The sequence below is a fragment of the Klenkia taihuensis genome, assembly GCF_900112525.1.
GTDB lineage: Bacteria > Actinomycetota > Actinomycetes > Mycobacteriales > Geodermatophilaceae > Klenkia > Klenkia taihuensis.
Genome location: NZ_FOMD01000001.1, coordinates 374,528 through 395,067, shown reverse-complemented (window position 1 = coordinate 395,067; position 20,540 = coordinate 374,528). Strand labels below are relative to the sequence as shown.

The 20,540-nt window shown below is 77.6% G+C and carries 21 protein-coding genes and 1 pseudogene; 11 read left to right on the top strand and 11 right to left on the bottom strand.

Translation table 11 applies throughout. The annotated features are described in order from the left end of the window. Positions 1 to 20: 20 nt before the first annotated feature. Genes BM158_RS01910 through BM158_RS01900 form a run of 3 tightly spaced genes read right to left on the bottom strand, consistent with a single transcriptional unit; the run spans position 21 to position 1,505 of the window. Entirely contained in the window at positions 21 to 431 is a 411-nt protein-coding gene (locus BM158_RS01910; protein ID WP_091554079.1) for a molybdenum cofactor biosynthesis protein MoaE, read from the bottom strand. A 10-nt stretch (positions 432 to 441) separates the two neighbouring features. After that, positions 442 to 1,005, bottom strand: coding sequence for a nucleotidyltransferase family protein (locus BM158_RS01905; protein ID WP_091554075.1), 564 nt, complete (start codon positions 1,003 to 1,005; stop codon positions 442 to 444). Positions 1,006 to 1,025: 20 nt separating this feature from the next. Further along, positions 1,026 to 1,505 (bottom strand): phosphohydrolase, encoded by a 480-nt coding sequence (locus BM158_RS01900; protein WP_229827513.1) that lies wholly within the window; start codon positions 1,503 to 1,505, stop codon positions 1,026 to 1,028. A 20-nt stretch (positions 1,506 to 1,525) separates the two neighbouring features. On the opposite strand from BM158_RS01900, the gene BM158_RS01895 reads away from it, so the two are divergent. Then, entirely contained in the window at positions 1,526 to 3,427 is a 1,902-nt protein-coding gene (locus BM158_RS01895; RefSeq protein WP_091554068.1) for a heavy metal translocating P-type ATPase, read from the top strand. 69 nt (positions 3,428 to 3,496) lie between these two features. Next, positions 3,497 to 3,898 carry a hypothetical protein gene (locus tag BM158_RS01890; RefSeq protein WP_091554064.1) on the top strand — a complete coding sequence of 134 codons (402 nt, stop codon included), beginning with the start codon at positions 3,497 to 3,499 and terminating at the stop codon, positions 3,896 to 3,898. On the opposite strand, the gene BM158_RS01885 is transcribed toward BM158_RS01890, so the two are convergent. Genes BM158_RS01885 through BM158_RS01875 form a run of 3 tightly spaced genes read right to left on the bottom strand, consistent with a single transcriptional unit; the run spans position 3,867 to position 6,187 of the window. Continuing rightward, positions 3,867 to 4,550: a GntR family transcriptional regulator gene (locus tag BM158_RS01885; protein WP_091554061.1), complete on the bottom strand. Its 684-nt coding sequence runs from the start codon at positions 4,548 to 4,550 to the stop codon at positions 3,867 to 3,869. The two genes, BM158_RS01890 and BM158_RS01885, sit on opposite strands and share 32 nt — an antisense overlap. Continuing rightward, positions 4,534 to 5,439, bottom strand: a complete 906-nt coding sequence (locus BM158_RS01880; RefSeq protein ID WP_091554057.1) for a DMT family transporter — start codon at positions 5,437 to 5,439, stop codon at positions 4,534 to 4,536. The genes BM158_RS01885 and BM158_RS01880 overlap by 17 nt, the downstream gene beginning before the upstream one ends. A 31-nt stretch (positions 5,440 to 5,470) precedes the next feature. Then, complete coding sequence (locus BM158_RS01875; RefSeq protein ID WP_091554053.1) at positions 5,471 to 6,187, bottom strand: aldolase/citrate lyase family protein; 717 nt, start codon at positions 6,185 to 6,187, stop codon at positions 5,471 to 5,473. Between the two features lie 107 nt (positions 6,188 to 6,294). On the opposite strand from BM158_RS01875, the gene BM158_RS01870 reads away from it, so the two are divergent. Next, the gene (locus tag BM158_RS01870; protein WP_091554050.1) at positions 6,295 to 7,428 is read left to right on the top strand and encodes a GGDEF domain-containing protein; all 1,134 of its coding nucleotides are present in this window, start codon (positions 6,295 to 6,297) and stop codon (positions 7,426 to 7,428) included. A gap of 104 nt (positions 7,429 to 7,532) precedes the next feature. Then, on the top strand, positions 7,533 to 8,735 hold the full coding sequence (locus BM158_RS01865) for a phosphatidylserine decarboxylase (protein WP_207506100.1): 1,203 nt from the start codon (positions 7,533 to 7,535) through the stop codon (positions 8,733 to 8,735). Positions 8,736 to 8,741: 6 nt separating this feature from the next. Here the strand turns inward: BM158_RS01865 and BM158_RS01860 are convergent, their stop codons facing one another. Next, positions 8,742 to 9,215, bottom strand: coding sequence for a MarR family winged helix-turn-helix transcriptional regulator (locus tag BM158_RS01860; protein ID WP_229827514.1), 474 nt, complete (start codon positions 9,213 to 9,215; stop codon positions 8,742 to 8,744). Between the two features lie 95 nt (positions 9,216 to 9,310). Between BM158_RS01860 and BM158_RS22205 the strand changes: the two genes are divergently transcribed. From BM158_RS22205 to BM158_RS01830, 7 genes are all read left to right on the top strand, one after another. After that, positions 9,311 to 9,790 carry an NADP-dependent oxidoreductase gene (locus BM158_RS22205; RefSeq protein WP_229827515.1) on the top strand — a complete coding sequence of 160 codons (480 nt, stop codon included), beginning with the start codon at positions 9,311 to 9,313 and terminating at the stop codon, positions 9,788 to 9,790. Positions 9,791 to 9,793: 3 nt separating this feature from the next. Then, positions 9,794 to 10,252 (top strand): zinc-binding dehydrogenase, encoded by a 459-nt coding sequence (locus tag BM158_RS22200; RefSeq protein ID WP_229827516.1) that lies wholly within the window; start codon positions 9,794 to 9,796, stop codon positions 10,250 to 10,252. Between the two features lie 90 nt (positions 10,253 to 10,342). Beyond that, entirely contained in the window at positions 10,343 to 11,125 is a 783-nt protein-coding gene (locus tag BM158_RS01850) for an ATP-binding cassette domain-containing protein (protein WP_091554043.1), read from the top strand. After that, entirely contained in the window at positions 11,122 to 11,907 is a 786-nt protein-coding gene (locus BM158_RS01845) for an ABC transporter ATP-binding protein (protein ID WP_109504816.1), read from the top strand. Before BM158_RS01850 ends, BM158_RS01845 begins: the two co-directional genes overlap by 4 nt. A gap of 33 nt (positions 11,908 to 11,940) precedes the next feature. After that, on the top strand, positions 11,941 to 13,458 hold the full coding sequence (locus BM158_RS01840; RefSeq protein ID WP_091554040.1) for an ABC transporter substrate-binding protein: 1,518 nt from the start codon (positions 11,941 to 11,943) through the stop codon (positions 13,456 to 13,458). A gap of 2 nt (positions 13,459 to 13,460) precedes the next feature. Beyond that, positions 13,461 to 15,212 (top strand): ABC transporter permease subunit, encoded by a 1,752-nt coding sequence (locus tag BM158_RS01835; RefSeq protein WP_207506093.1) that lies wholly within the window; start codon positions 13,461 to 13,463, stop codon positions 15,210 to 15,212. A 23-nt stretch (positions 15,213 to 15,235) separates the two neighbouring features. Then, the gene (locus tag BM158_RS01830) at positions 15,236 to 16,036 is read left to right on the top strand and encodes a TSUP family transporter (RefSeq protein ID WP_191328577.1); all 801 of its coding nucleotides are present in this window, start codon (positions 15,236 to 15,238) and stop codon (positions 16,034 to 16,036) included. A gap of 4 nt (positions 16,037 to 16,040) precedes the next feature. Here the strand turns inward: BM158_RS01830 and BM158_RS01825 are convergent, their stop codons facing one another. From BM158_RS01825 to BM158_RS01815, 4 genes and pseudogenes are all read right to left on the bottom strand, one after another. Beyond that, on the bottom strand, positions 16,041 to 18,668 hold the full coding sequence (locus tag BM158_RS01825) for a putative bifunctional diguanylate cyclase/phosphodiesterase (protein WP_131801956.1): 2,628 nt from the start codon (positions 18,666 to 18,668) through the stop codon (positions 16,041 to 16,043). Positions 18,669 to 18,737: 69 nt separating this feature from the next. Further along, positions 18,738 to 19,115 (bottom strand): TOBE domain-containing protein, encoded by a 378-nt coding sequence (locus BM158_RS22840; RefSeq protein ID WP_423221520.1) that lies wholly within the window; start codon positions 19,113 to 19,115, stop codon positions 18,738 to 18,740. Between the two features lie 198 nt (positions 19,116 to 19,313). After that, positions 19,314 to 19,751 (bottom strand): annotated as a pseudogene (locus tag BM158_RS22835) (ATP-binding cassette domain-containing protein); the annotation flags it as partial. Positions 19,752 to 19,780: 29 nt separating this feature from the next. Beyond that, complete coding sequence (locus BM158_RS01815; protein WP_229827517.1) at positions 19,781 to 20,527, bottom strand: ABC transporter permease; 747 nt, start codon at positions 20,525 to 20,527, stop codon at positions 19,781 to 19,783. Between the last annotated feature and the right edge of the window lie 13 nt (positions 20,528 to 20,540).

Sequence of the window (20,540 nt, the reverse complement as noted above, 5' to 3'; positions counted from 1 at the left end):
CCCCTCAGGCTGCTCACAGCCTAGGGGCAGGCCACCCATTCCTCGGCGCCATCCAGGAAGACCTGCCGTTTCCAGATCGGCAGCCGGGCCTTGACCTCGTCGACCAGCTCGGCGCACGCGGTGAACGCCTGACCGCGGTGGCTGGCCGAGACCGCGCAGGCCAGCGCGACGTCGCCGATGCCCAGCAGGCCGACCCGGTGGCTGATCGCGACCGCGTGCACCTCGGGCCGGGCGGCGAACTCCGCGGCGATCTCCTCGACGAGCGCCTGCGCGGTGGGGTGCCCGACGTACTCCAGCTCGGTGACCGACTTCCCGCCGTCGTGGTCGCGGACGACCCCGGCGAAGCTGACGGTGGCCCCGGCCGCGGGGTGGGCGACGGCGGCCTCGTGGGCGGCGACGTCCAGCGGCTGGTCGCTGATGGCGGCGATCACCCGGGGGACGTTACGCGCGCGGGGTGTCGTGGTCGGTGGGGTCGCCCAGCCCGGTGCAGTCGACCTCGGTGACCTCGTGGGTGCGCAGGTACGCCCGCGCCCCCTCGTCGCCGGTCGCCGACGCCGCGACGCCGTCCCAGTGGTCCCGCCCGATGAGCACGGGGTGCCCGGGGACGCCGTCGAAGACGGGGACGACGAGGGCGCCGGGTGCGGCGTGCGGCAGCAGCTGCTGCAGCACGTCGGGGGTGGTCCCGGGGACGTCGACCAGCATCACCGCGGCCGCCTCGATGCCCGACCCGAGCGCCTGCAGGCCCTGGATGCCGGTGCGCAGCGAGGAGGCCATGCCGGTCTCCCAGTCGCGGTTGCCGACGACGGTGGCGCCGTCCAGGTCGGCCCGCTGCCAGACCTCGACCATGGCTGCGCCCAGCACCACCAGCACGGGGTCGCACGCCGTCCGGGCCGTGCGCACGGCGCGCTCGACGAACAGCTCGCCGTCGGGCAGCGGGGCCAGGGCCTTGGGCATTCCGTAGCGGGAGCCGCCCCCGGCGGCCAGGACGAGCGCGGCGACGGACACGCCCCCACCCTGCCAGCCGGTCAGAGGCCGAGTGCCTCGCGGGCGGTGCGGTACTTCTCCTCCAGCCGCTCCCGGGTGGCCGGGTCGAGGCGGGCCAGCCGGTCGGGGTCGGTGTTGGAGCCCAGGTCGGCGTGCTTGACCCGCAGCGCCAGCGGGTCGGCCGCGACCCGCCGGTAGTAGGCGGCACGGTCCTCGTCGGGGCCGTGGGTCAGCGCGTCGACGGCCGCCACCACCTGGTCGGGGAACGCGGCGACCAGCTCGTCGCGGGTGCCCGCGGGGCCGTCCTCGACGGTGTCGTGCAGCCAGGCGACCGTGCGGCCCACCTCGTCCTCGGGGTCCAGGCGGCCGACCACGTCGGCCACGTGGGCGGTGACGTAGTCCTGTCCGGCCTTGTCCACCTGGCCGGCGTGCACCTTCCGGGCCAGCTCCTCCGCGCGGTCCTCCATGCCCCGCGCCCTGCCCGGCCGGCAGCCGATGCACACCTGCACACCTTCGCGCATGCGCAGGTACTGTCCCAGCCGTGACCGCGACCCTCGACCGGCCCCCGTCCCGCTCGGTCCGCCCGGGGGCGGGTATCCGGGTGGCCGCCACCCTCCCCGAGGTCCGCTGGGCCGCGCTGTCGCTGGGCCTGTTCCTCGTCGGCCTGGTGCTCCAGCTCGCCGGCGCCCCCGCCGCGGTGACGTGGGCCGCCTACCTGGCCTGCTGCGCCGCCGGGGGCTGGGAGCCCGCGGTCGCCGGGTGGGAGGCGCTGCGGGCCCGGACCCTGGACGTCGACCTGCTCATGGTCCTGGCCGCGGCCGGCGCCCTGGCCATCGGCCAGGCCCTGGACGCCGCGCTGCTGATCGTCATCTTCGCGACCTCGGGCGCCCTGGAGGCCTTCGCCACCCGGCGCACCCGGGACGCCGTCTCGGCGCTGACCGACCTCGCACCCGTGCAGGCCACCCTGCTGACCGACGGCGGCGAGGAGCGGGTGCCCGCCGCGGACCTGCAGGTCGGCGACCGGGTGCTGGTGCGCCCCGGTGACCGGCTGCCCGCCGACGGCCGGGTGGTCGAGGGCGCCTCCGAGGTCGACCAGGCCTCGATCACCGGCGAGCCCCTGCCGGTCGACCGGCACCCCGGCGACGAGGTCTACGCCGGCACGGTGAACGGCACGGGCGCGCTGGTGGTCCGGGTCGGCCGGCCGGCCCACGACAGCGTCGTCGCCCGGATCGGCGCGCTGGTGGAGCAGGCCGCGGAGACCAAGGCCGGCACCCAGCTGTTCGTCGAGAAGGTCGAGCAGCGCTACGCCGTCGGCGTCGTGGTCGCCACGCTCGCGGTCTTCGCCGTCCCCCTGCTGCTGGGCGCGCAGCTGCAGGACGCGCTGCTGCGGGCGATGACGTTCATGGTCGTGGCCTCGCCGTGCGCGCTGGTCCTGGCCACCATGCCGCCGCTGCTGTCGGCGATCGCGACCGCCGGGCGGCGCGGCGTGCTGGTCACCTCGGCGGTGGCGATGGAGGGCCTGGGCCAGGTCACCGCGGTGGTGGTGGACAAGACCGGCACGCTCACCGACGGGACGCCGGCCGTCGTCGCCACGGGGCCGGCGCCCGGCACCGCCGAGGACGAGCTGCTGGCGCTCGCCGCCTCCGCCGAGGCGCCCAGCGAGCACCCGGTCGGCCGGGCCGTGGTCGCCGCGGCCCGCCAGCGCGGGCTGGCGCTGCAGCCGGTCACCGGGTTCCGGGCCGCCGTCGGGCGCGGGGTCACCGGCACCGTCGACGGCCGGGTGGTCGCGGTCGCCGCCGCCGACCCGGCGACCGCGCCCGAGCAGCAGGAGCGTGGTCGCACCGTCGTCGCGGTCACGGTGGACGGCGCCCCGGCCGGGTGGCTGGCCCTGGCCGACCGGCTGCGCCCGGAGGCCGCGGCGACGGTGGCGGCGCTGCGGGGGTCCCTCGGCCGCCCGCCGGTCCTGCTCACCGGGGACGGCCGGCGCGCCGCCGCCGCGCTGGCCGGCGAGCTGGGCATCACCGACGTCCGCGCCGGGCTGCTGCCCGAGGACAAGGTGGCCGCCGTCCGCGGGCTGCAGGCGCAGGGCCACCGGGTGCTGGTGGTCGGCGACGGGGTCAACGACGCCCCGGCGCTGGCCGCCGCCGACGTGGGTGCGGCCATGGGCGGGGTGGGCTCGGACCTGACCGTGGCCAGCGCGGACGTCGTCGTGGTGCGCGACGACCTGGCCACCCTGCCCGCGCTGGTCGGCCTGTCCCGCCGGGCCCGCCGGGTCGTGGTGCAGAACCTGGTGCTGGCCGGCACGGTGATCGCCGCGCTGGTCACCTGGGACCTGGTCGGCCACCTGCCCCTGCCCCTGGGCGTCGCCGGGCACGAGGGCTCCACGGTGCTGGTCGCGCTCAACGGCCTGCGCCTGCTCCGCCGGGGTGCCTGGCGCCCCTGACCTGTGGGTTCGGTGTGCATCCGGCGACCGGGCGAGCGGTCGCCGGTGCCGCGTCCCCACACTCCCCGCATGACCCGAGCCACCCCCGCCGTCGGCACCACCGCGCCGACCGCCGTCGTCCGCGTCCTCCAGGTCGCCACCGTGCTCACCGCGCTGGGCGTGCTGTTCCAGTTCGTCACCGCGGGCCAGTTGTTCCCCAGCGGCGGGCCCGAGGAGCTGCACGCCGCCGGGGCGGTCGCGCTGCACGTCGTCTCCGGCGTGGGCGCGCTGGCCGCGGTCGTGCTGTGGCGGCAGGGCCGGGCCCGGGTCGGGCTGGCCGCACTGGCCGTCGCGGTCTTCCTGGCCACCATCGCGCAGGCCGCGGTGGGCGGCCGGGACACCCTCTGGGTGCACATCCCCGGCGCGATGGTGCTCACCGCGGGGGTGGTCTGGCTGCTGGTCACCGTGCTGCGGCCGCTCCCCCGCCCCTGACCCCCCGGGCGGCCAGGATGGCCGCGGTGCTGCCGGCCAGGTGCTCGCGGACCGCGACCGGACCCCGGGCCTGCACGTCGTCGAGGTAGGCCTCGTGCTCGGCGACCAGGCGCGCGACGTCGTAGGCCGGGGCGACGTGCACCAGGAGCAGCAGCAGCTCCGAGTGCAGCCGGGTGTAGGCGTCGGTGATCCGCGGGCTGCCGGCGGCGGTGACCAGCGCGGTGTGCACCCGGGCGTGCGCGGCGGCCACGGCCGGCCAGTCGTCGCCGGCCAGCGCGCCCAGCGCGGCGACCGCCGTGCGGGCGGGGGCGAGGACGGCGGCCGGCCAGCGCGGGCCGTGGGCGTCGGCGAGCAGCTGCACCGCGGCGCTCTCCAGGGCACCGCGCAGCTCCTGCAGGGCCACCACGTCGGAGTCGGCGAAGGCGGTCACCCGCACGCCGCGGTAGGGCTCGGCGACCAGCAGCCGCTCGTCGGCCAGCCGGGCCAGCACCGCGCGCACGGTGTGCCGGGAGGCGCCGGTCGCCGCGGCGAGGTCCTCCTCGCGGACCGGCTCGCCCGGGCCCAGCTCCCCGGCGAGGACCTGCCGGCGCAGGTCGGCGGCCAGCCGGTCGACCGCGGTGGGCCCCGGCGGCGCCTCACGCCGCCGGGGCACCGGCCACCGCCCGGGTGCGCCGCCGCGCGGTGAGGACGGCGATGCCCAGCCCCAGCACGACCACCCCCGCCGACGCCGGCCCGCCGAGCCGCTCCCCCAGCAGGCCGACGCCCAGCAGCGCCGCGCACACGGGCTCGGCGAGGGTCAACGTGGCGACGGTGGTCGCCGGGAGCCGGGCCAGACCCCAGCCGAAGAGCAGGTAGGCCACCGTGGTGGTGACCACGCCCAGCCAGAGGGTGAGCAGCAGACCGTCGACGGTGAGCAGGCCGGCCGGGCCCACGACCAGCAGCAGCGGCAGCGCCACCGCCGCGGCTGCCCCGAACACCGCGCCCACCGCGGGGCCCGACGACCAGCCGCGGTCGAGCAGCTCCTTGACCGCCACGGCGTAGAGCGCGTAGGAGGCCCCGGCGCCCACCGACCACAGCACCCCGCCGCCGGCCGACCCGCCGCCGGACCCGCCGGCCACCAGCACCAGCCCGACCAGGGCCAGGCCGGTCGCGGCCCACCACCGGCGCTCGGGTCGCCGGGCGCGCAGCCCGGCGTCGAGCAGCCCGGTGGCCACCGGCGCCGAGCCGAGGGCCACCACGGTGCCGATGGCCACGCCGTTGGACGTCGTCCCGGCGAAGAAGGTGGGCTGGTAGGCCAGCACGCCGGCGGCGCCGGCCGCGACCACCAGCCCGGTGGGCACCCGGGCCAGCAGCCCGGTGCCGGGCGCGCCGCCCGCGGCGGGACGGCGGCGCAGGGCGACCGCGGCGAGCAGGCCGCCGCCCAGGGCGATGCGGGCCAGGCCCACCACCAGCGGGGAGGCGTCGACGTCGAGCAGGGCCTGCGCGGTGCCGGTGGTGCCGAAGCAGACCGCGGCGAGCAGGACGGCGGCGACGGGCTTCACGCGGCGGATTGTTGCACAAAGTTCCCCGGCGTCAGCCCAGCGCCGCGGCCGCCCCCGCCTGGGTGATCCACAGGTCGGTGGCCACCGCCAGGCAGTCGACGCCGTGCGCCCGGAACCGCTCCGCCGTCGCCGGGTCACCGCCGTAGGCGCCCACCGGGACCCCGGCCGCGGCGCACGCCGCGGTGATGCGGGCCAGCGGCGAGCCCGGGGACCGGTCCTCGAGCAGCGCGTCGACCGTCGTCCCCAGGGACAGCGACAGGTCGTTGGGCCCGACGAACACCATGCCCACCCCGGGCACGGCGGCGATCGCCTCGACGTCGGACAGGGCGGCCGCCGACTCCACCATCACCGCGCACAGCACCTCGTCGCGGGTCGGCCCACCCCAGGTCGGCCCGAGCTGGCCGGCGCTGCGGCGGCCCAGCGGCGGGTAGTGCGCGGCCTCGACGGCGGCGCGCGCCTGCGCGGCGTCCTCGACCTGGGGGACGACGACCGCGGCCGCCCCGGCGTCGAGCGCGAGCCCGATCGAGGGGGGGTCCAGCGCGGGCACCCGGACGACCAGCTCGGCCGGGCCGAGCCAGCCGCGGGCGGCCTCCAGCAGCTCCCGCCGGTCGTACCGCCCGTGCTGGAGGTCCACCGACACCCAGTCGAAGCCCGCGCCGGCCAGCCGCCAGAGCCCGCCGGGCCCGGCCTCGCTGCACCACACGCCGCGGCTGCGCGGACCGAACCCGGACGTCGGCGAGGTCGTCATCGGCCGATGATGGCACCGGCACCCATCCGCCCTCTGCACCTCACCCCCACGGGGCACGCACAGCGACGTTCCCGCAGGTCGGGGGCCGGACCGGCCGATGGGGAGGCATGACCGACGACCCACGGCTGGACGCCGAGGCCGCCCGCCGCCTGCGCCTGCGGGCCCGCACGAGCGGCCTGGCGCTGTCGACCGGGGCGGTGGTCCTCTACCCGCTGTGGTCGTTCTTCGACCGGGCGCTGGAACCGGCCCCGCTGGCGGAGACCCTCACCGGGGTGCGGCTGGCCGGCACGGTGCCGATGGCGCTGCTGGTCCTGCTGCTGTGGACCACCCCGCTGGGCCGGCGGCGCCCCGCCGAGGTCACCACCGCCGTGCTGGCCGTCGTCCAGCTCTCCGTCGGCTGGATGCTGCCGCAGGTCGACCACCTGGAGCTCTACCTGCTGGGCGCGACGCTGGTGCTCTACGCCTGCGGCGCGATCCTGCCGGCGAGCTCGCTGTGGACCCTGCTGCTGGTCGGGGTCACCGCGGTGGGCTTCCTCGCCGGCTGCGCGACCGCCGGGACGGTCGACGCCGACGGGCTGGTCGCCACCGCCTGCTACCTGGGCAGCGCCGCCGTGGTCGCCACGACCGGGCACGCACTGCGCTGGAACGCGCTGCGGGGCGAGGTGCACTGGAGGTGCGCGCTGGAGGCCGAGCAGGCCACCACCCTGGAGCTGGTCGGCGAGCTGCGCCGGCTGAGCACCCAGGACGCGCTCACCGGCCTGGCCAACCGGCGGTCGTGGGACGAGCACCTGCAGCGGGCCTGCGACCAGGCCACCGAGGGCGCCCCGGTCGCCGTGGCGCTCATCGACGTCGACCACTTCAAGGCGGTCAACGACACCCGCGGGCACGACGGCGGGGACCGGGTGCTGCAGCGCATCGCCGGGGTCCTCGGCCGCACCGTGCGCGCCGACGACCTGGCCGCCCGGCTCGGCGGCGACGAGCTGGCCCTGCTGCTGCCCGCCACCGGTCCGGTGCAGGCGCAGCTGGTCGCCCAGCGGGTCCGCCGCGAGGTCGAGCTGTTCGCCGCCGGCGGGGTGGGCGAGCCGGTGACCGTCTCCGTCGGGGTCGCCGTCGGTGCGGTCGGCGCCCGTCCGGAGGAGCTGCTGCGTGCCGCCGACACCCACCTCTACGAGGCCAAGCGGCTGCGCAACGCCGTCGTCGTGCAGCCCGGCCCCCGCGCGGTGGTCGGCAGCACGGCCTGAGCACCGGGGGCGCGCAGGGCGGGCGGCCCGGGACGGCGGACCCCAGGGTCGGGTGCGCAGGTCGCGGTCGAGCTCGGGCCGGTCCCCGCACCGAGAGGTCCGCCGTGCCGCCCACCCACGCCCGCCCCGACGTCCTGGCCGCGCTGGACGCGCTGCTGGCCGACGACCCGCGCCTGTGCGACCGGCTGGAGCACTCCCTGGTGCTGGCCGCCGAGCGGGCCCGCGCCGGCCTGGACCCCGAGGTCCTCGGCGTCCTCACCTGGCCCACCGACCTGGCCGCCTACCGGTCCTACCTGCACGACTTCCTCCGGTGGATCCCGCAGGAGAGCGACCACCCGGCCTGGCGCGAGCCCGACCCCGCCCACCGGTCCGCCCAGGAGGTGAGCACCCGCCTGGCCCACCTGTTCTGGCTGGTCGACCAGCACGACGAGGACGAGCCGCGCGCGGTCGAGGAGTCCGCCGACTTCGCCGACCGGCTCACCGACTACGCGCGGGAGTGGGGCGCGTTCCTGGACACCCCGGAGTCCTTCGGCCCGGAGATCCTGCAGTCTTTCCTGGACGACGCGCCCGACTACACCGTCGAGGAGTCGATGGTCGACGGCTTCCCGAACGCCCCCAGCGGGTGGCTGACGTTCAACCAGTTCTTCGCCCGCGAGCTCAACCCCGGCCTGCGGCCGATCAGCGCGCCCGACGACGTCCGGGTGGTCACCTCGCCGGCGGACTGCTCGTTCGTGCACCACTACGACATCGGGGCCGACCACCGCATCCCGGCCACGAGCATCAAGCGCACCCACACCTACGGGTCGATCCCCGAGCTGATGACCGGCAGCGAGCACGCCGAGGCCGTCGCCGGCGGCACGTTCACCCACTACATGCTCCCGCCGTCCTCCTACCACCGGTTCCACCTTCCGGTGGCCGGGCGGGTGCTCGAGGCCCCCGTGGTGCAGGGCCACGCGTACATGCAGGTGGACCTCGTCGACGGCCAGCTCGAGTCGGTCGACGCGGCCGACAGCGGCTACGAGTTCCACCAGACCCGCGGCTGGGTCGTGCTGGACACCGCGGTCGGCAACGGACCGGACCTCGGCCTCGTCGCCGTGGTCGCGGTCGGCATGGCCCACGTCGCGTCGGTGCGGATCACCGCGGTGCCCGGGACGACGGCGGCCAAGGGCCAGCAGTTCGGCTTCTTCCAGTTCGGCGGGTCCGACATCGTGGTCCTGCTGCAGGCCGGCGTCGCCGACCACGTCGACACCGACCCGGGTCCCCGGAAGGTCGGCTCGGTCATCGCCACCGCCCACCCGCGGGGCTGAGCCGGCTCAGCGCCGGCGGGCGGAGCGGGGCGGACGGGCGCGCATCCGGTCGCGCAGGTCCTGCAGCAGCGCGGTGAGCCGACCGGAGTCCTCGGGGTCCAGGTGGTCCAGCAGGGCGCCCTGGACGACGTCCTCGTGGCCGGGCAGCACCTGGTCCACCAGGGCCCGCCCGGCATCGGTGATGGTGACGACGGTGCCGCGGTCGTCGACGGGGTCGGGCGAGCGGGTGACGAGCCCGCGCTTCTCGAGCACCCCGGCCTGGTAGGTCAGCCCGCTGCGGCTGTGCACGACGCGGTCGGCGATGTCGGTCATCCGCTCGCTGGGCCGGTCCCCGAGCGCGAGGCCGGCGAGCACCTGGAACTGCACCCAGCTCAGCGGCCCGTCATCGCGCAGCTGCTGCTCCACGGCGTACTGCAGCAGGCTCGCGGCCTCCATGAGGGCGAAGTACACCTCCAGCTGCTGCGGTGCGAGGCGGGCCACCCGGGGATCGTAGCGACCACTGTTGCTACGAATTCGAAGTACTGCTCGCGTCATCGATGTTGCGAATTCGAAGCACATCGAGAGAGGTCACGGCCATGCAGGCAGTCCGGTTCCACGAGTTCGGCACCCCCGACGTCCTCCGCCTCGAGGAGGTCCCGCTCCCCGCGCCCGGCCCCGGGGAGGTGCGGGTGCGGGTCGCCGCCACCTCCTTCAACGCCGTCGACGGCAACATCCGCCTCGGCGTCATGCAGGGCCCCTTCCCGGTCGCCCTGCCGCACGTCCCCGGCGTGGACCTGGCCGGCACGGTCGACGCGCTCGGCGAGGGCGTCACGGGCTGGGCGGTCGGCGACCGGGTGGTCGGCTTCCTGCCGATGGTCCCCGACGGCGCCGCCGCCGAGCAGGTGCTCGCCCCCGCCGAGGTGCTCACCCCCGCGCCCGCCGCCGTCCCGATGGTCGACGCCGCGGCCCTGCCCCTGGTGGGGCTGACCGCCTGGCAGGCGCTGTTCGACCACGGTGGCCTGACCGCCGGTCAGCGGGTGCTGGTCGTGGGGGCCGGCGCCGCGGTCGGCGGGTAGGCCGTGCAGCTCGCGGCCGCGGCCGGCGCGCACGTCGTGGCCACCGCGAGCCCCCGCAGCCGGGACGCCGTCCTGGCCGCCGGCGCGGCAGAGGTCGTCGACCACACCGCCGGCGACCTGGCCGCCGCCGTCGCCGAGCCGGTCGACCTGGTGCTCAATCTGGCCCCGCTGGAGCCCGACGCGTTCGCCGCGCTGGCCGGCCTGGTCCGCGACGGCGGGGCGGTGGTCAGCACGACGGTGTGGATGCCGGCACCCGCCGACGAGGCCCGGGGCGTGCGCGGGGTCGACGTCTACGTGCGCAGCGACGCCGCCCAGCTGGCCGAGCTGGTGGCCCGGGTCGACCGCGGCGAGCTGCGGGTCGCCGTCGGCGAGCGGGTGCCGCTGGCGCAGCTGGCCGACGTGCACGCCCGGGCCACCCGCGGGGAGCTGGCCGGCAAGGTCGTCGTCGAGGTCGGGTCCTGACGCGGGTCGCGCCGCTGGGCCGTCGCGACCTGCTGGACCCCCGAGCACCCGGTCGCGACCCGGGAGACCACCTCCGCTAGCTTGTTGAGAATGATTACCAGTACCGACACGGCGGGGTCCGCCCTGGAGGTGACGGACCTCGTCGTGTCGGTCGGCGGCACCCGGCTGCTGCACGGCGTCGACCTCGTCGTCCCCGCCGGGTCGCGCACCGCGCTCGTCGGCGCCTCGGGTTCGGGCAAGTCGCTCACCGCCGGCGCCGTGCTCGGCCGGCTGCCCGCCGGGGCGGTGGCCACCGGGTCGGTGCGGGTGGCCGGCGAGGAGGTGCTCGGCGTCCCGGCCGCGCGGCGGGCCGCGGCCACGCGGGTCGCCGCCGTCGCCCAGGACCCGCTGGCCGCGCTCAACCCGCTGGTCACCGTGGGCGCCCAGCTGGCCACCCCGCTGCGCCGGCGGGCCGGGCTGCGCGGGTCCGCCGTCCGGGCCCGGGCGCTCGAGCTGCTGGCCGCCGTCGGCCTCGCCGACCCCGAGCGGGTGCTGCGCAGCGTCCCCGGTGAGCTGTCCGGCGGCCAGCGGCAGCGGGTCTGCACCGCGATCGCGCTGGCCGCCCGGGCCGGCCTGCTGGTCGCCGACGAGCCCACCACCGCGCTCGACCTCGTCACCCAGGCCCAGGTCGTCGACGTGCTGCGGGAGCACACCCGCGGCAGCGCCCTGCTGTTCGTCACCCACGACGTCGCCGTCGCGGCCGCGCTCTGCGACCGGGTCGCGGTGCTGTGCGGGGGCCGGGTCGTCGAGCAGGGCCCGGCCGGCGAGCTGGTCGGCGCGCCGGCGTCGGACCACCTGCGCGAGCTGGTCACCGCCGCTCGGGCCGCCGCGTGAGCGCCGTCCTCGCCGCGGCGGGCCTCGAGCGCACCCACCCCGGCACCCGGCCCCGCCCCTGGGCGCGCCGGGAACGGCACCGGGCCCTGCGCGGCGTCGACCTGCAGCTGGCCCCCGGCGAACGGCTGGGCCTGGTCGGCCGGTCGGGCTCGGGCAAGTCGACGCTGCTGCGCTGCCTGCTCGCCCTCGACGTCCCCGACGCCGGCACGGTGCACTGCGACGGCCGCCCCGTGCGGCCCGGCCGCGCCCCCGGCCTGCGCTGGTTCCGCCGACGGGTGCAGTACGTGCCGCAGGACCCGGCCAGCACCCTGGACCCCCGCATGACGGTGGGCGCCCTGGTGGCCGAACCGCTGCGCGCCCTCGCCGTCCCCGATGACCACCGCGCCGCCGTCGCCACCGCGCTGCGGCGGGTGCGCCTGGACCCCGCGCTGACCGACCGGCGCCCCGGCGAGCTGTCCGGCGGTCAGGCCCAGCGGGTCGCGCTCGCCCGCGCGCTCGCCCCCGCGCCCGAGGTGCTGCTGGCCGACGAACCGGTCAGCGGCCTCGACCTCGCGGTCCGGCGGCAGGTCGTCGAGCTGCTCGGCGACCTGTCTGCCGAGGGCGGCCTCGCCCTCCTCCTCGTCTCGCACGACCTCTCGGTCGTGTCCCGGCTCTGCCCCCGCACGGTGGTGCTCGACGACGGCGTGGTCGTCGAGGACCGCGCCACCGGCGCGCTGCTGGCCGACCCGCACCACCCGGCCACGCGCGCCCTTGTCGCCGCGGTCCCGCGCCTGCCGGCCTGAAGCCCGTCCCCCACCCACGAGGAACCCCCGTCGATGAAGGCCGTCCGCACCACGCCCACCCGCCGCCCGCTGCTGCGCACCGGCGTGCTCGCCACCACCGCCGCCCTGCTGCTCAGCGGCTGCTTCAGCACCGCCACCGACCCGGCCGCCGCCGACGACGGCCGGATCTCCCTCGCCATGCTGCAGCCGCCCCGGTCGGGGCTGTCCCCCCTCTCGGACGACGCGTTCAAGCTCTCCCGCTGGAGCACCGCCGAGACCCTGGTCGTGCTCGACGAGGACGGCGAGGCCCAGCCCGCGCTCGCCACGGAGTGGACCCGGACCGACGACCTGACCTGGCGCTTCACCGTCCGCCCCGACGTGCGGTTCCACGACGGCACCACCCTGACCGCCGAGCAGGCCGCCGCGTCGCTGACCGCGGCCACCCAGGCCTCCCCCCGGCCCCGCATCCTCGACGGCGTCGAGCTCACCGCGGTGGCCGACGGCGACGAGGTCGTCGTGACCACCGCCGTGGCCGACCCGCTGGTGCCCCAGCGCCTGTCCAGCCCGCAGCTGGCCGTCCTCGCCGCCTCCGCCTACGCCGAGGACGGCACGGTGAGCCCGATCGGCACCGGCACCGGCCCCTTCGAGCTGGTGGCCGTCGACGGCACCTCCGGCGCCACCCTCGACCGGTTCGACGGCTACTGGGGCGAGCCGGCCGCGGCCAGCGGCCTCGACGTCGACTTCGTGCCCGACGGCACGGCCCGCGGCGCCGCCCTGCGCACCGGGACGGCGGACGTCGTCGAGGCCATCCCGGTCTCCCAGGCCGCGCTGCTGGACCCCGCGCTGGTCCACGAGGTGCCCATGCCGCGCACCAACACCCTCTACCTGAACACCGGGAGCGGTCCGTTCGCCGACCCCGCGGTCCGCGCCGCCGCCCGCGACGCCGTCGCCCGCGCCACCATCGTGGAGAACGTCTACGAGGGCCGGGCCGACGTCGCCGAGGGCCTGCTCGGACCGGCGCTGCCCTGGGCGGCCGAGGGCCGCGGCGAGCTCGACCTGCCCGCCGCCGGCACGGTCCCGCCCGGCACCCCGATCACGCTGGGCACCTTCACCGACCGGGCCGAGCTGCCCGAGGTCGCCGTCCTGGTGCAGCAGCAGCTGGAGGCCGTCGGGTTCACCGTGACCCAGGACGTGCGCGAGTACTCCTTCATCGAGGCCGACGCGCTGGCCGGCGCCTTCGACGCGTTCATCCTGTCGCGGGCCACCGTGCTCGACTCCGGCGACCCGGTCGCCTACCTGACCAGCGACTTCTCCTGCGCCGGGTCGTTCAACATCTCCCAGCTCTGCGACCCGGCCGTCGACGCGGCGCTGCAGGCGGCGGCCGCGGCCCCCGCCGGTGCGCAGCGGCGGGCGCTGGTCCTGCAGGCCGAGGCGGCGGTGCTGGCCACCGGCGCGGCGGTGCCGATGCTGCACGAGCGGGTCGTCCAGGGCGAGCAGGCCGGGGTCACCGGCGCCGCCCGCGACCCCCGCGAGCGCGTTCTGATCACCACCGAGACCGCGGTCGGGGACTGACGGTGGCCGGCCGGCTGGGCGTGGGCGCCTCGCGACTGCTCTCGCTGGCCGGGGTGGTGGCGCTGATCGGCGTCCTGCCCTGGCTGTCGGGGCGCAGCCCCGAGCTGTCGGTGCTGCGCGCCCGGTCGGCCGAGCAGGAGGCCACGCCCGAGGCGCTGGCGTCGATCCGGGCCGACCTCGGCCTCGACCGGGGACCGCTGGCCCTGCTGCGGTCGTGGTCGGGCGGGGTGCTGCGGGGCGACCTGGGCACGTCGTGGGTCTCGGGCACGCCGGTCGGCCCGGGCACCCTCACCGCCCTGGGGGTCTCGCTGACCCTCATGGGCCTGGCGGTGGTGGTCGCGGCGGCCGTCGCCGCGGCGCTCTGCGCGCCCGCGCTGCGCCGGGCCGTGCAGGGCAGCCCGGGCCGGCCGTCCGGCGTCGCCGGCGCGGCGCTCGTCGCGCTGCCGGAGTTCCTGCTGGCGTCGGTGCTGCTGGTGGTCGGCGCGGTCTGGCTGGGCTGGTTCCCGCCCTACGGCTGGGACGGCCTGCACTCGGCCGTGCTCCCCGCCCTGGCGCTGGGCCTGCCGGCCGGCGGCCTGGTCGGCCGGCTGCTGGCCGACGCGGTCACCGCGGCGAGCACGGAGCGGTGGGTGCTGACCTGGCAGGTGTCCGGTGCCTCGGCCGGCCAGCTGGTGCGCGCCCTGCTGCGGCGCACGCTGCCGGCGCTCACCACCCAGGTCGCCCTCGTGCTCGTCGGGCTGACCGGCGGTGCGGTCGCCGTCGAGCAGGTCTTCGCCGTCCCCGGGCTCGGCCGGCTCACCCTCGGGGCGGCGGAGTCCCAGGACCTGCCGGCGCTGCAGGCCGCGGTGCTGGTGCTGCTGGCCCTCTCGGCGGTGCTCGGCACCGCGGCCGGCGCGCTGCGGGTCCTGCTGCTCGGCCGGGCAGTGCGCACCGGCACCGTGCCGGTCGCCGAGCCGGTGCGCACCTGGCGACGGCGGGACCGGGTGCTGCCCGGGGTCTGCCTGGCGCTGCTGGCCGGCACCGTGCTGGCCGGGATCGGCCGGGACCCGCTGACCTCGGCCCACCCGAGGCTGGCCCCGCCGAGCTGGGCGCTGCCCCTGGGCGCCGACGCCAGCGGGCGCGACCTGCTGGCCCGGGTCGCGCACGGCGCGGTCGACACCGTCGGCACCGCCGTGCTGGTCACCGCGGCCAGCCTGCTGGTGGGCCTGCTGGTCGGGTTGCTGCCCCGGGCGTCGGTCGGCCCGGTCGAGGTCGCGAACGCCGCCCCGCCGGTGATCGTGGGCGTGCTGGTCGCCGCGGTGGCCGGCTCGTCGCTGGCGGGTGCCGCGGTCGCCGTCCTACTGGTCAGCTGGGCCCCGGTGGCCGCGCACGTCGCCGCCGCGACCGGCGAGGTGCGCGCCTCGGCGCACGTGCGGGTCCTGCCGGTGCTCGGCGTGGGCCCGGCCGCGGTGACCTGGCGGCACGTCGTCCCGGCGGTGCTCGGGCCGGTCACCCGCAACGCCGTGCTGCGGCTGCCCGGCATCGCGCTGGCCCTGGCCGCGCTGGGCTTCCTGGGGCTCGGACCCACCCCGCCCACCCCCGAGTGGGGGCTGCTCCTGGCGGAGGGCATGCCCTACGTCGAACGGGCGCCGTGGGCGGTGCTGGCCCCCACCGCGGCCCTGGTGACCACCTCCGTGCTGGCCGTCTCCCTGTCCGGGTGGTCGCGTGCCCGCGCGCCGTTCCACGTGGAACCCCGGCCCGCCGCGCCGGTCTGAGGCCCGCACTACCGTCGTGCCCCGTGCCGTGGGACCTGCTGCCACCCGACGGGTCGGCCACGTCGCTGCTGGTCCTGCTGCTCGCCGCGGCCGCCGCCGGGTGGGTGGACGCCGTCGTGGGCGGCGGCGGGCTGGTGCAGCTGCCCGCCCTGCTGCTGGTCGGCGGCCTGTCCCCGCTGCAGGCGCTGGCCACCAACAAGCTGGCCTCGGTCGCCGGGACCACCACCAGCGCGCTCACCTACCTGCGGCGCACCGGCACCGACCTGCGCACCGCGCTGCCGATGGCGGCCGTCGCCTTCGTGCTCAGCCTGCTCGGGGCGTCGGTGGCCGCCAGCTTGCCGGCCGAGGCGATCAAGCCGGTCATCGTGGTGGCGCTGGTGGTGGTCGCGGCGGTCACCGCGCTGCGGCCCTCGCTGGGCGACCTGCCCCGGCCCCGGCGGGAGGCGCTGGCGCACTACGGCCTGGCGATGGTGCTCGCCGCGGTCATCGGCTTCTACGACGGCGTCCTCGGCCCCGGGACCGGCACGTTCCTGGTGATCGGGCTGATCGCCGTGGTCGGCCACGACTTCCTGCGGGCCAGCGCGACGGCGAAGGTGGTCAACGTGGCCACCAACCTGGGCGCGCTGGCCTTCTTCCTGCCCACCGGCGCCGTCCTGGTCGGCCTGGGCCTGCTCATGGCCGCCGCCAACGTGGCCGGCGCCTACCTGGGCGCCCGGATGGCGATCGCGCGCGGCAACCGGTTCATCCGGGTGGTGTTCCTGGTCGTGGCCGCCGCGCTGGTGGTGCGGCTGTCCTACGACGTCTGGGCCGACCACCGCGGCTGACCGGTCAGCCGACGACCACGCCCCGGCCCGCGGTGTCCAGCTCGGCCAGCACGCCCGGCAGGTCGTCGGGACCGACCGGGCAGGAGAAGACGTAGCCCTGCACGAAGCGGTGGCCCATGCCGTGCACCAGGTGCAGCTCGGCCTCGGTCTCCACGCCCTCGACCACGACGGGCAGACCCAGGCTGCTGCCCAGGTGCAGCACCACCCGGCACAGCGCCTGCCGCTGCGGGTCACCGACCAGACCGGCGAGGAACTGCTTGTCCATCTTCAGCAGGTCCACCGGCAGGCCGGCCAGGTAGGCGAGCGAGGACCACCCGGTGCCGAAGTCGTCGACGGCGATGCGGACGCCGAGGTCGCGGAGGGCCTGCAGGTCCGCGGCGACGTGCCGGTCCTCGAGCAGCACCGACTCGGTGATCTCCACGACCAGACGGGTGGGGGGCAGCCCGCTCCCCCGCAGCGCGGCGGCGACGTCGGCCACCAGCGAGCCGCTCACCAGGTGCGTGGTGGACACGTTCACCGCCACCGAGACCCGGCTGTCGGCCAGCTCGGCCACCCGCGCGGTCGCCGTCCGCAGCACGTGCCGGCCCAGGTCGGCGACCAGGTGCGCCTCCTCGGCCAGGGGCACGAACTCGTCGGGCGAGACCGGGCCCAGCACCGGGTGGGTCCAGCGGACCAGTGCCTCGACGGTCGCGGCGCGGTGCAGCGCCAGGTCGACGACCGGCTGGTACTCGACGGCCAGCGCGCCGCCGGCGACCGCGGCGGGCAGGTCGGCGCGCAGCACCGTCCGGCGGTCCTGCTGCAGCCGGGCCGCGGTCGACCAGCCGGCCACCCGTTCCTCGTCGGTGGTCGCGGCCTGCGCGACGCCCAGGGTGGTCTCCGCCCGGCGCAGCAGCTCCCCGCTGCCGGCACCCGCCTCGAGCCGCACCACCCCGGCCGCGCTGCGCACCGCCGTCCGGCCCGCCGACGGGCGGACGCGGTCCAGGGCGTGCAGCACCCGCCGGGCCACGACCAGCGCGTCGGCGTCGCCGCCGGCGACGAGGACGGCGAACTGGTCCGGCGCCGGGCGGGCCAGCCAGTCGCCGTCGCGCAGCACCCGGGTGAGGGCCCCGAGCACCTCGAGCAGGACGACCGACCCCGCCTCGGGCAGGCCGCGGACGCCGACCAGCAGCAGCGCGCCCTGACCCTCGGCGGCGCCGGGCACCCGGGCCTCGGGCTGCAGGCGGCGGGCCAGCGCGGTGGCGTTGGGCAGGCCGGTGTCCGCGTCGACCACGGCCGCCGACGGCCGGGCGGTCTCCCGGGGCACCGACCCGGTGTCGGTGACGTCGCGGGCGTAGAGCACGAGGGCGGCGACGTCGGGGTCGGCGCGCAGGTCGCGGACGCGGGCCCGGATCAGCCGCCAGCGGCCGTCGCGGTGGCGCAGGCGGACGGTGACCACCTCGGCCGCGGCGGGCACGCCCGCGGCGCCGGTGAGCGCCTCGCACAACCACGCGACGTCGTCCGGGTGCGCCGCGCTGACCAGCGGCTGGCCGACGACGTCCTCCGGCGCGAGGCCGAGCAGGTCGTCGATCGTGGAGGAGACCCAGCTGACCCGGAGCTGCTCGTCGAGCACCACCACCGGGTCCTCGCTCCCCCGCACCAGGGTGCGGAACCGGGCGTCGCTGCGCCGCAGGTCCTCCCCCAGCGCGGACATCGCCCGCCAGGCCACGAACTGGTGCACCACGAGCAGGCCGAGGCCGACGACGCCGAGCGCGGTCGAGACCAGGTCCAGCGAGCCGGTCACCGGGACGCTCACGATGAGCCCGGTGCCGCCCACCAGGGCGACCACGTGCGGCAGCATCGCGGCGACCGCCGATCGCCGCCCGGACGCCGGCCCCGCGGGCCCCGGGGCCGCCGCCTGGTCCAGCCGGACCGCCCGCAGCACGGCGACGACGGCGCCGCAGCTGGCGAGCAGGGTGACCGACTGCAGCGGGGAGGCCAGGTCGCGGGGGGTGAGCTGGGCCGACAGCGCGACCAGCGACCAGCACGCCTGGCCGACCAGCAGCGTCGCACCGCGCTGGCGGGACGCCGCCCCGCGGGTGGAGTAGACGGTGAGCGCCGAACCGGTGACCAGCGCGATGCCGGAGCACAGCAGCAGCGAGGCCTGCGGGTCCAGCGCGGGCGGGATGCCGGGCAGCGCCGCCAGCATCCGCAGGGCGGTGTGCAGCGCGAGCTGGGTGGCGACCACGTACAGCGCGAGGGAGGACAGCACCACCGACCGCTGCGCGCGCAGCGCGGACCGGTCGGCCATCAGCAGGATCGCCGTCGTCCCCAGGACCTGGCCGGGGAGGCTGGCGAGGACGGCCTCGCGGGTCGAGCCGGCCACCGCCTGGACCGCGCCGGTGGCCACGCAGCCGATGAGCAGGGACGTGCCGTAGACGCGCCAGGCCCGGGGGTGGGCGGTGCGGCCGGCCCGGCGCAGCACGACGCCCGCGGTCACGGTCGTCGCGGTCAGCGCACCGGCGCCGACCAGGGCCACGCCCACGGTCCGCGGGAGGGCGCCGGCCGCGAGCAGCCCCCCGGCGGCGAGCAGAGCGAGCAGCGCGACCACCGCGGCGGCGCGCGCGGCGGCCGGCCGGGGGCGGGACCTCGTCACGCCGCCAGTTTCGACCCAGGAGGTTCCGTTCTGAACCCCGTCGTGCGCCACCTGACCCCGCGGGGGTGGTCAGCGGGGGTAGACGGCGACCTCGGAGGCCTTGACGCTGGCCCACACCCGGGCGCCGGGCTGCAGCCCCAGCTCGGCGAAGGCGGTCGCGGTGACGTCGGCGGTCAGCGGCACCTCGCCGTCGAGGTCGCAGCGCACCGTCGACCCGTGCGGCGTCGCCGCCACCAGGGTCGCGGGCCAGACGTTGCGCGGGCTGCCGTCGGGCCGGGACAGGTACAGGGAGACCGTCCCGGGCCGGACGGCGACGAACACCGGGCCCTGGGCCTCCTCCGCCACCGCGACCGCGCCCCCGCCGTCCAGCTCGACCGACCGGCCCCGGCCCACCCCGGGCAGCAGCGACAGCCCGACCAGCCGGGCGACGTAGTCGGTGCGCGGCATCCGGGCCACCTCGGCCGGCGTCCCCTCCTGCACGACCCGGCCGTCCTCGACCACCAGCACCCGGTCGGCCAGCGCCATCGCGTCGACCGGGTCGTGGCTGACCAGCACCGCGCAGCCGGCGAACTCGGCCAGGTGCCGGCGCAGCTCGGCGCGCACGGTGAGCCGGGTGCGGGCGTCCAGCGCGCTGAGCGGCTCGTCCAGCAGCAGCAGCCGGGGCTCCCCCACCAGCGCCCGGGCCAGCGCCGCCCGCTGCGCCTGCCCGCCGGACAGCTGGGTGGGCCGGCGGTCGCCGAACCCCTCGAGGCCGACCCTCCGCAGCCACCCCTCGGCCGTGCTGCGGGCCTCGGCCCTGCGCACGCCCCGGGTGCGCAGCCCGAACGCCACGTTGTCGGTGGTCGACAGGTGCGGGAAGAGCAGGTGGTCCTGGAACACCATGCCCAGCGGGCGCCGGTGGGCGGGCAGGTGCCGGTCGCCGTCGTCCCAGACGTCGTCCCCGACGGCCACCCGGCCGCCGTCCGGGACGAGCAGGCCGGCCAGCACCCGCAGCACGGTGGACTTGCCGGCCCCGTTGGGGCCGAGCACGGCCAGCACCTCGCCGTCGGCGACGGCCAGGTCGACGTCGACCAGCAGCGCCCCCCGCCGGACGACGACGTGCGCGCGCAGGCTCACGTCGGCACCCCCGACCGGCCCAGCCAGCGGTCGCGGAGCAGCAGGAGGGTGGCCAGCGAGACCGCCAGCAGCACCAGCGAGAGCACGATGGCGCCCTCCGGGTTGCTCTGCAGCGCCAGGTAGACCGCCAACGGCATGGTCTGCGTGGTCCCCGGGAAGTTGCCGGCGAAGGTGATCGTGGCCCCGAACTCCCCCAGCGCCCGGGCCCAGCACAGCACCGCGCCGGCCGCCACCCCCGGGGCGACGAGCGGCAGGGTGACCCGGCGGAACGTCGTCCACCGGTCGGCGCCGAGGGTGGCCGCGGCGTCCTCGAACCGGGCGTCGGCCGCGCGCAGCGCGCCCTCGACGCTGATCACCAGGAACGGCATGGCGACGAACGTCTCGGCGATGACGACCGCGGTGGTGGTGAACGGGATCGTGTAGTCGAAGGTCTCGTACAGCCAGCGGCCGAGGATCCCCTGCCGGCCGAGCACGAGGAACAGCGCGACGCCCCCCACCACCGGCGGCAGCACCAGCGGCACGGTGACCAGCGCGCGCAGCACCGACCGGCCGCGGAGGGTCGAGCGGGCCAGCACCCAGGCGATCGGGACGCCGAGCACCAGCGAGACGAGCGTCGCCAGCGTCGCGCTGACCAGCGACAACCGCAGCGCCTGCCCGACCTGCGGCTGCGTCAGCTGCGGCCAGAGCTCCGACCACGGCGCACGGACCAGCAGGCCGAGCAGGGGCAGCACCAGGAAGGCCACGCCCAGCAGGGCC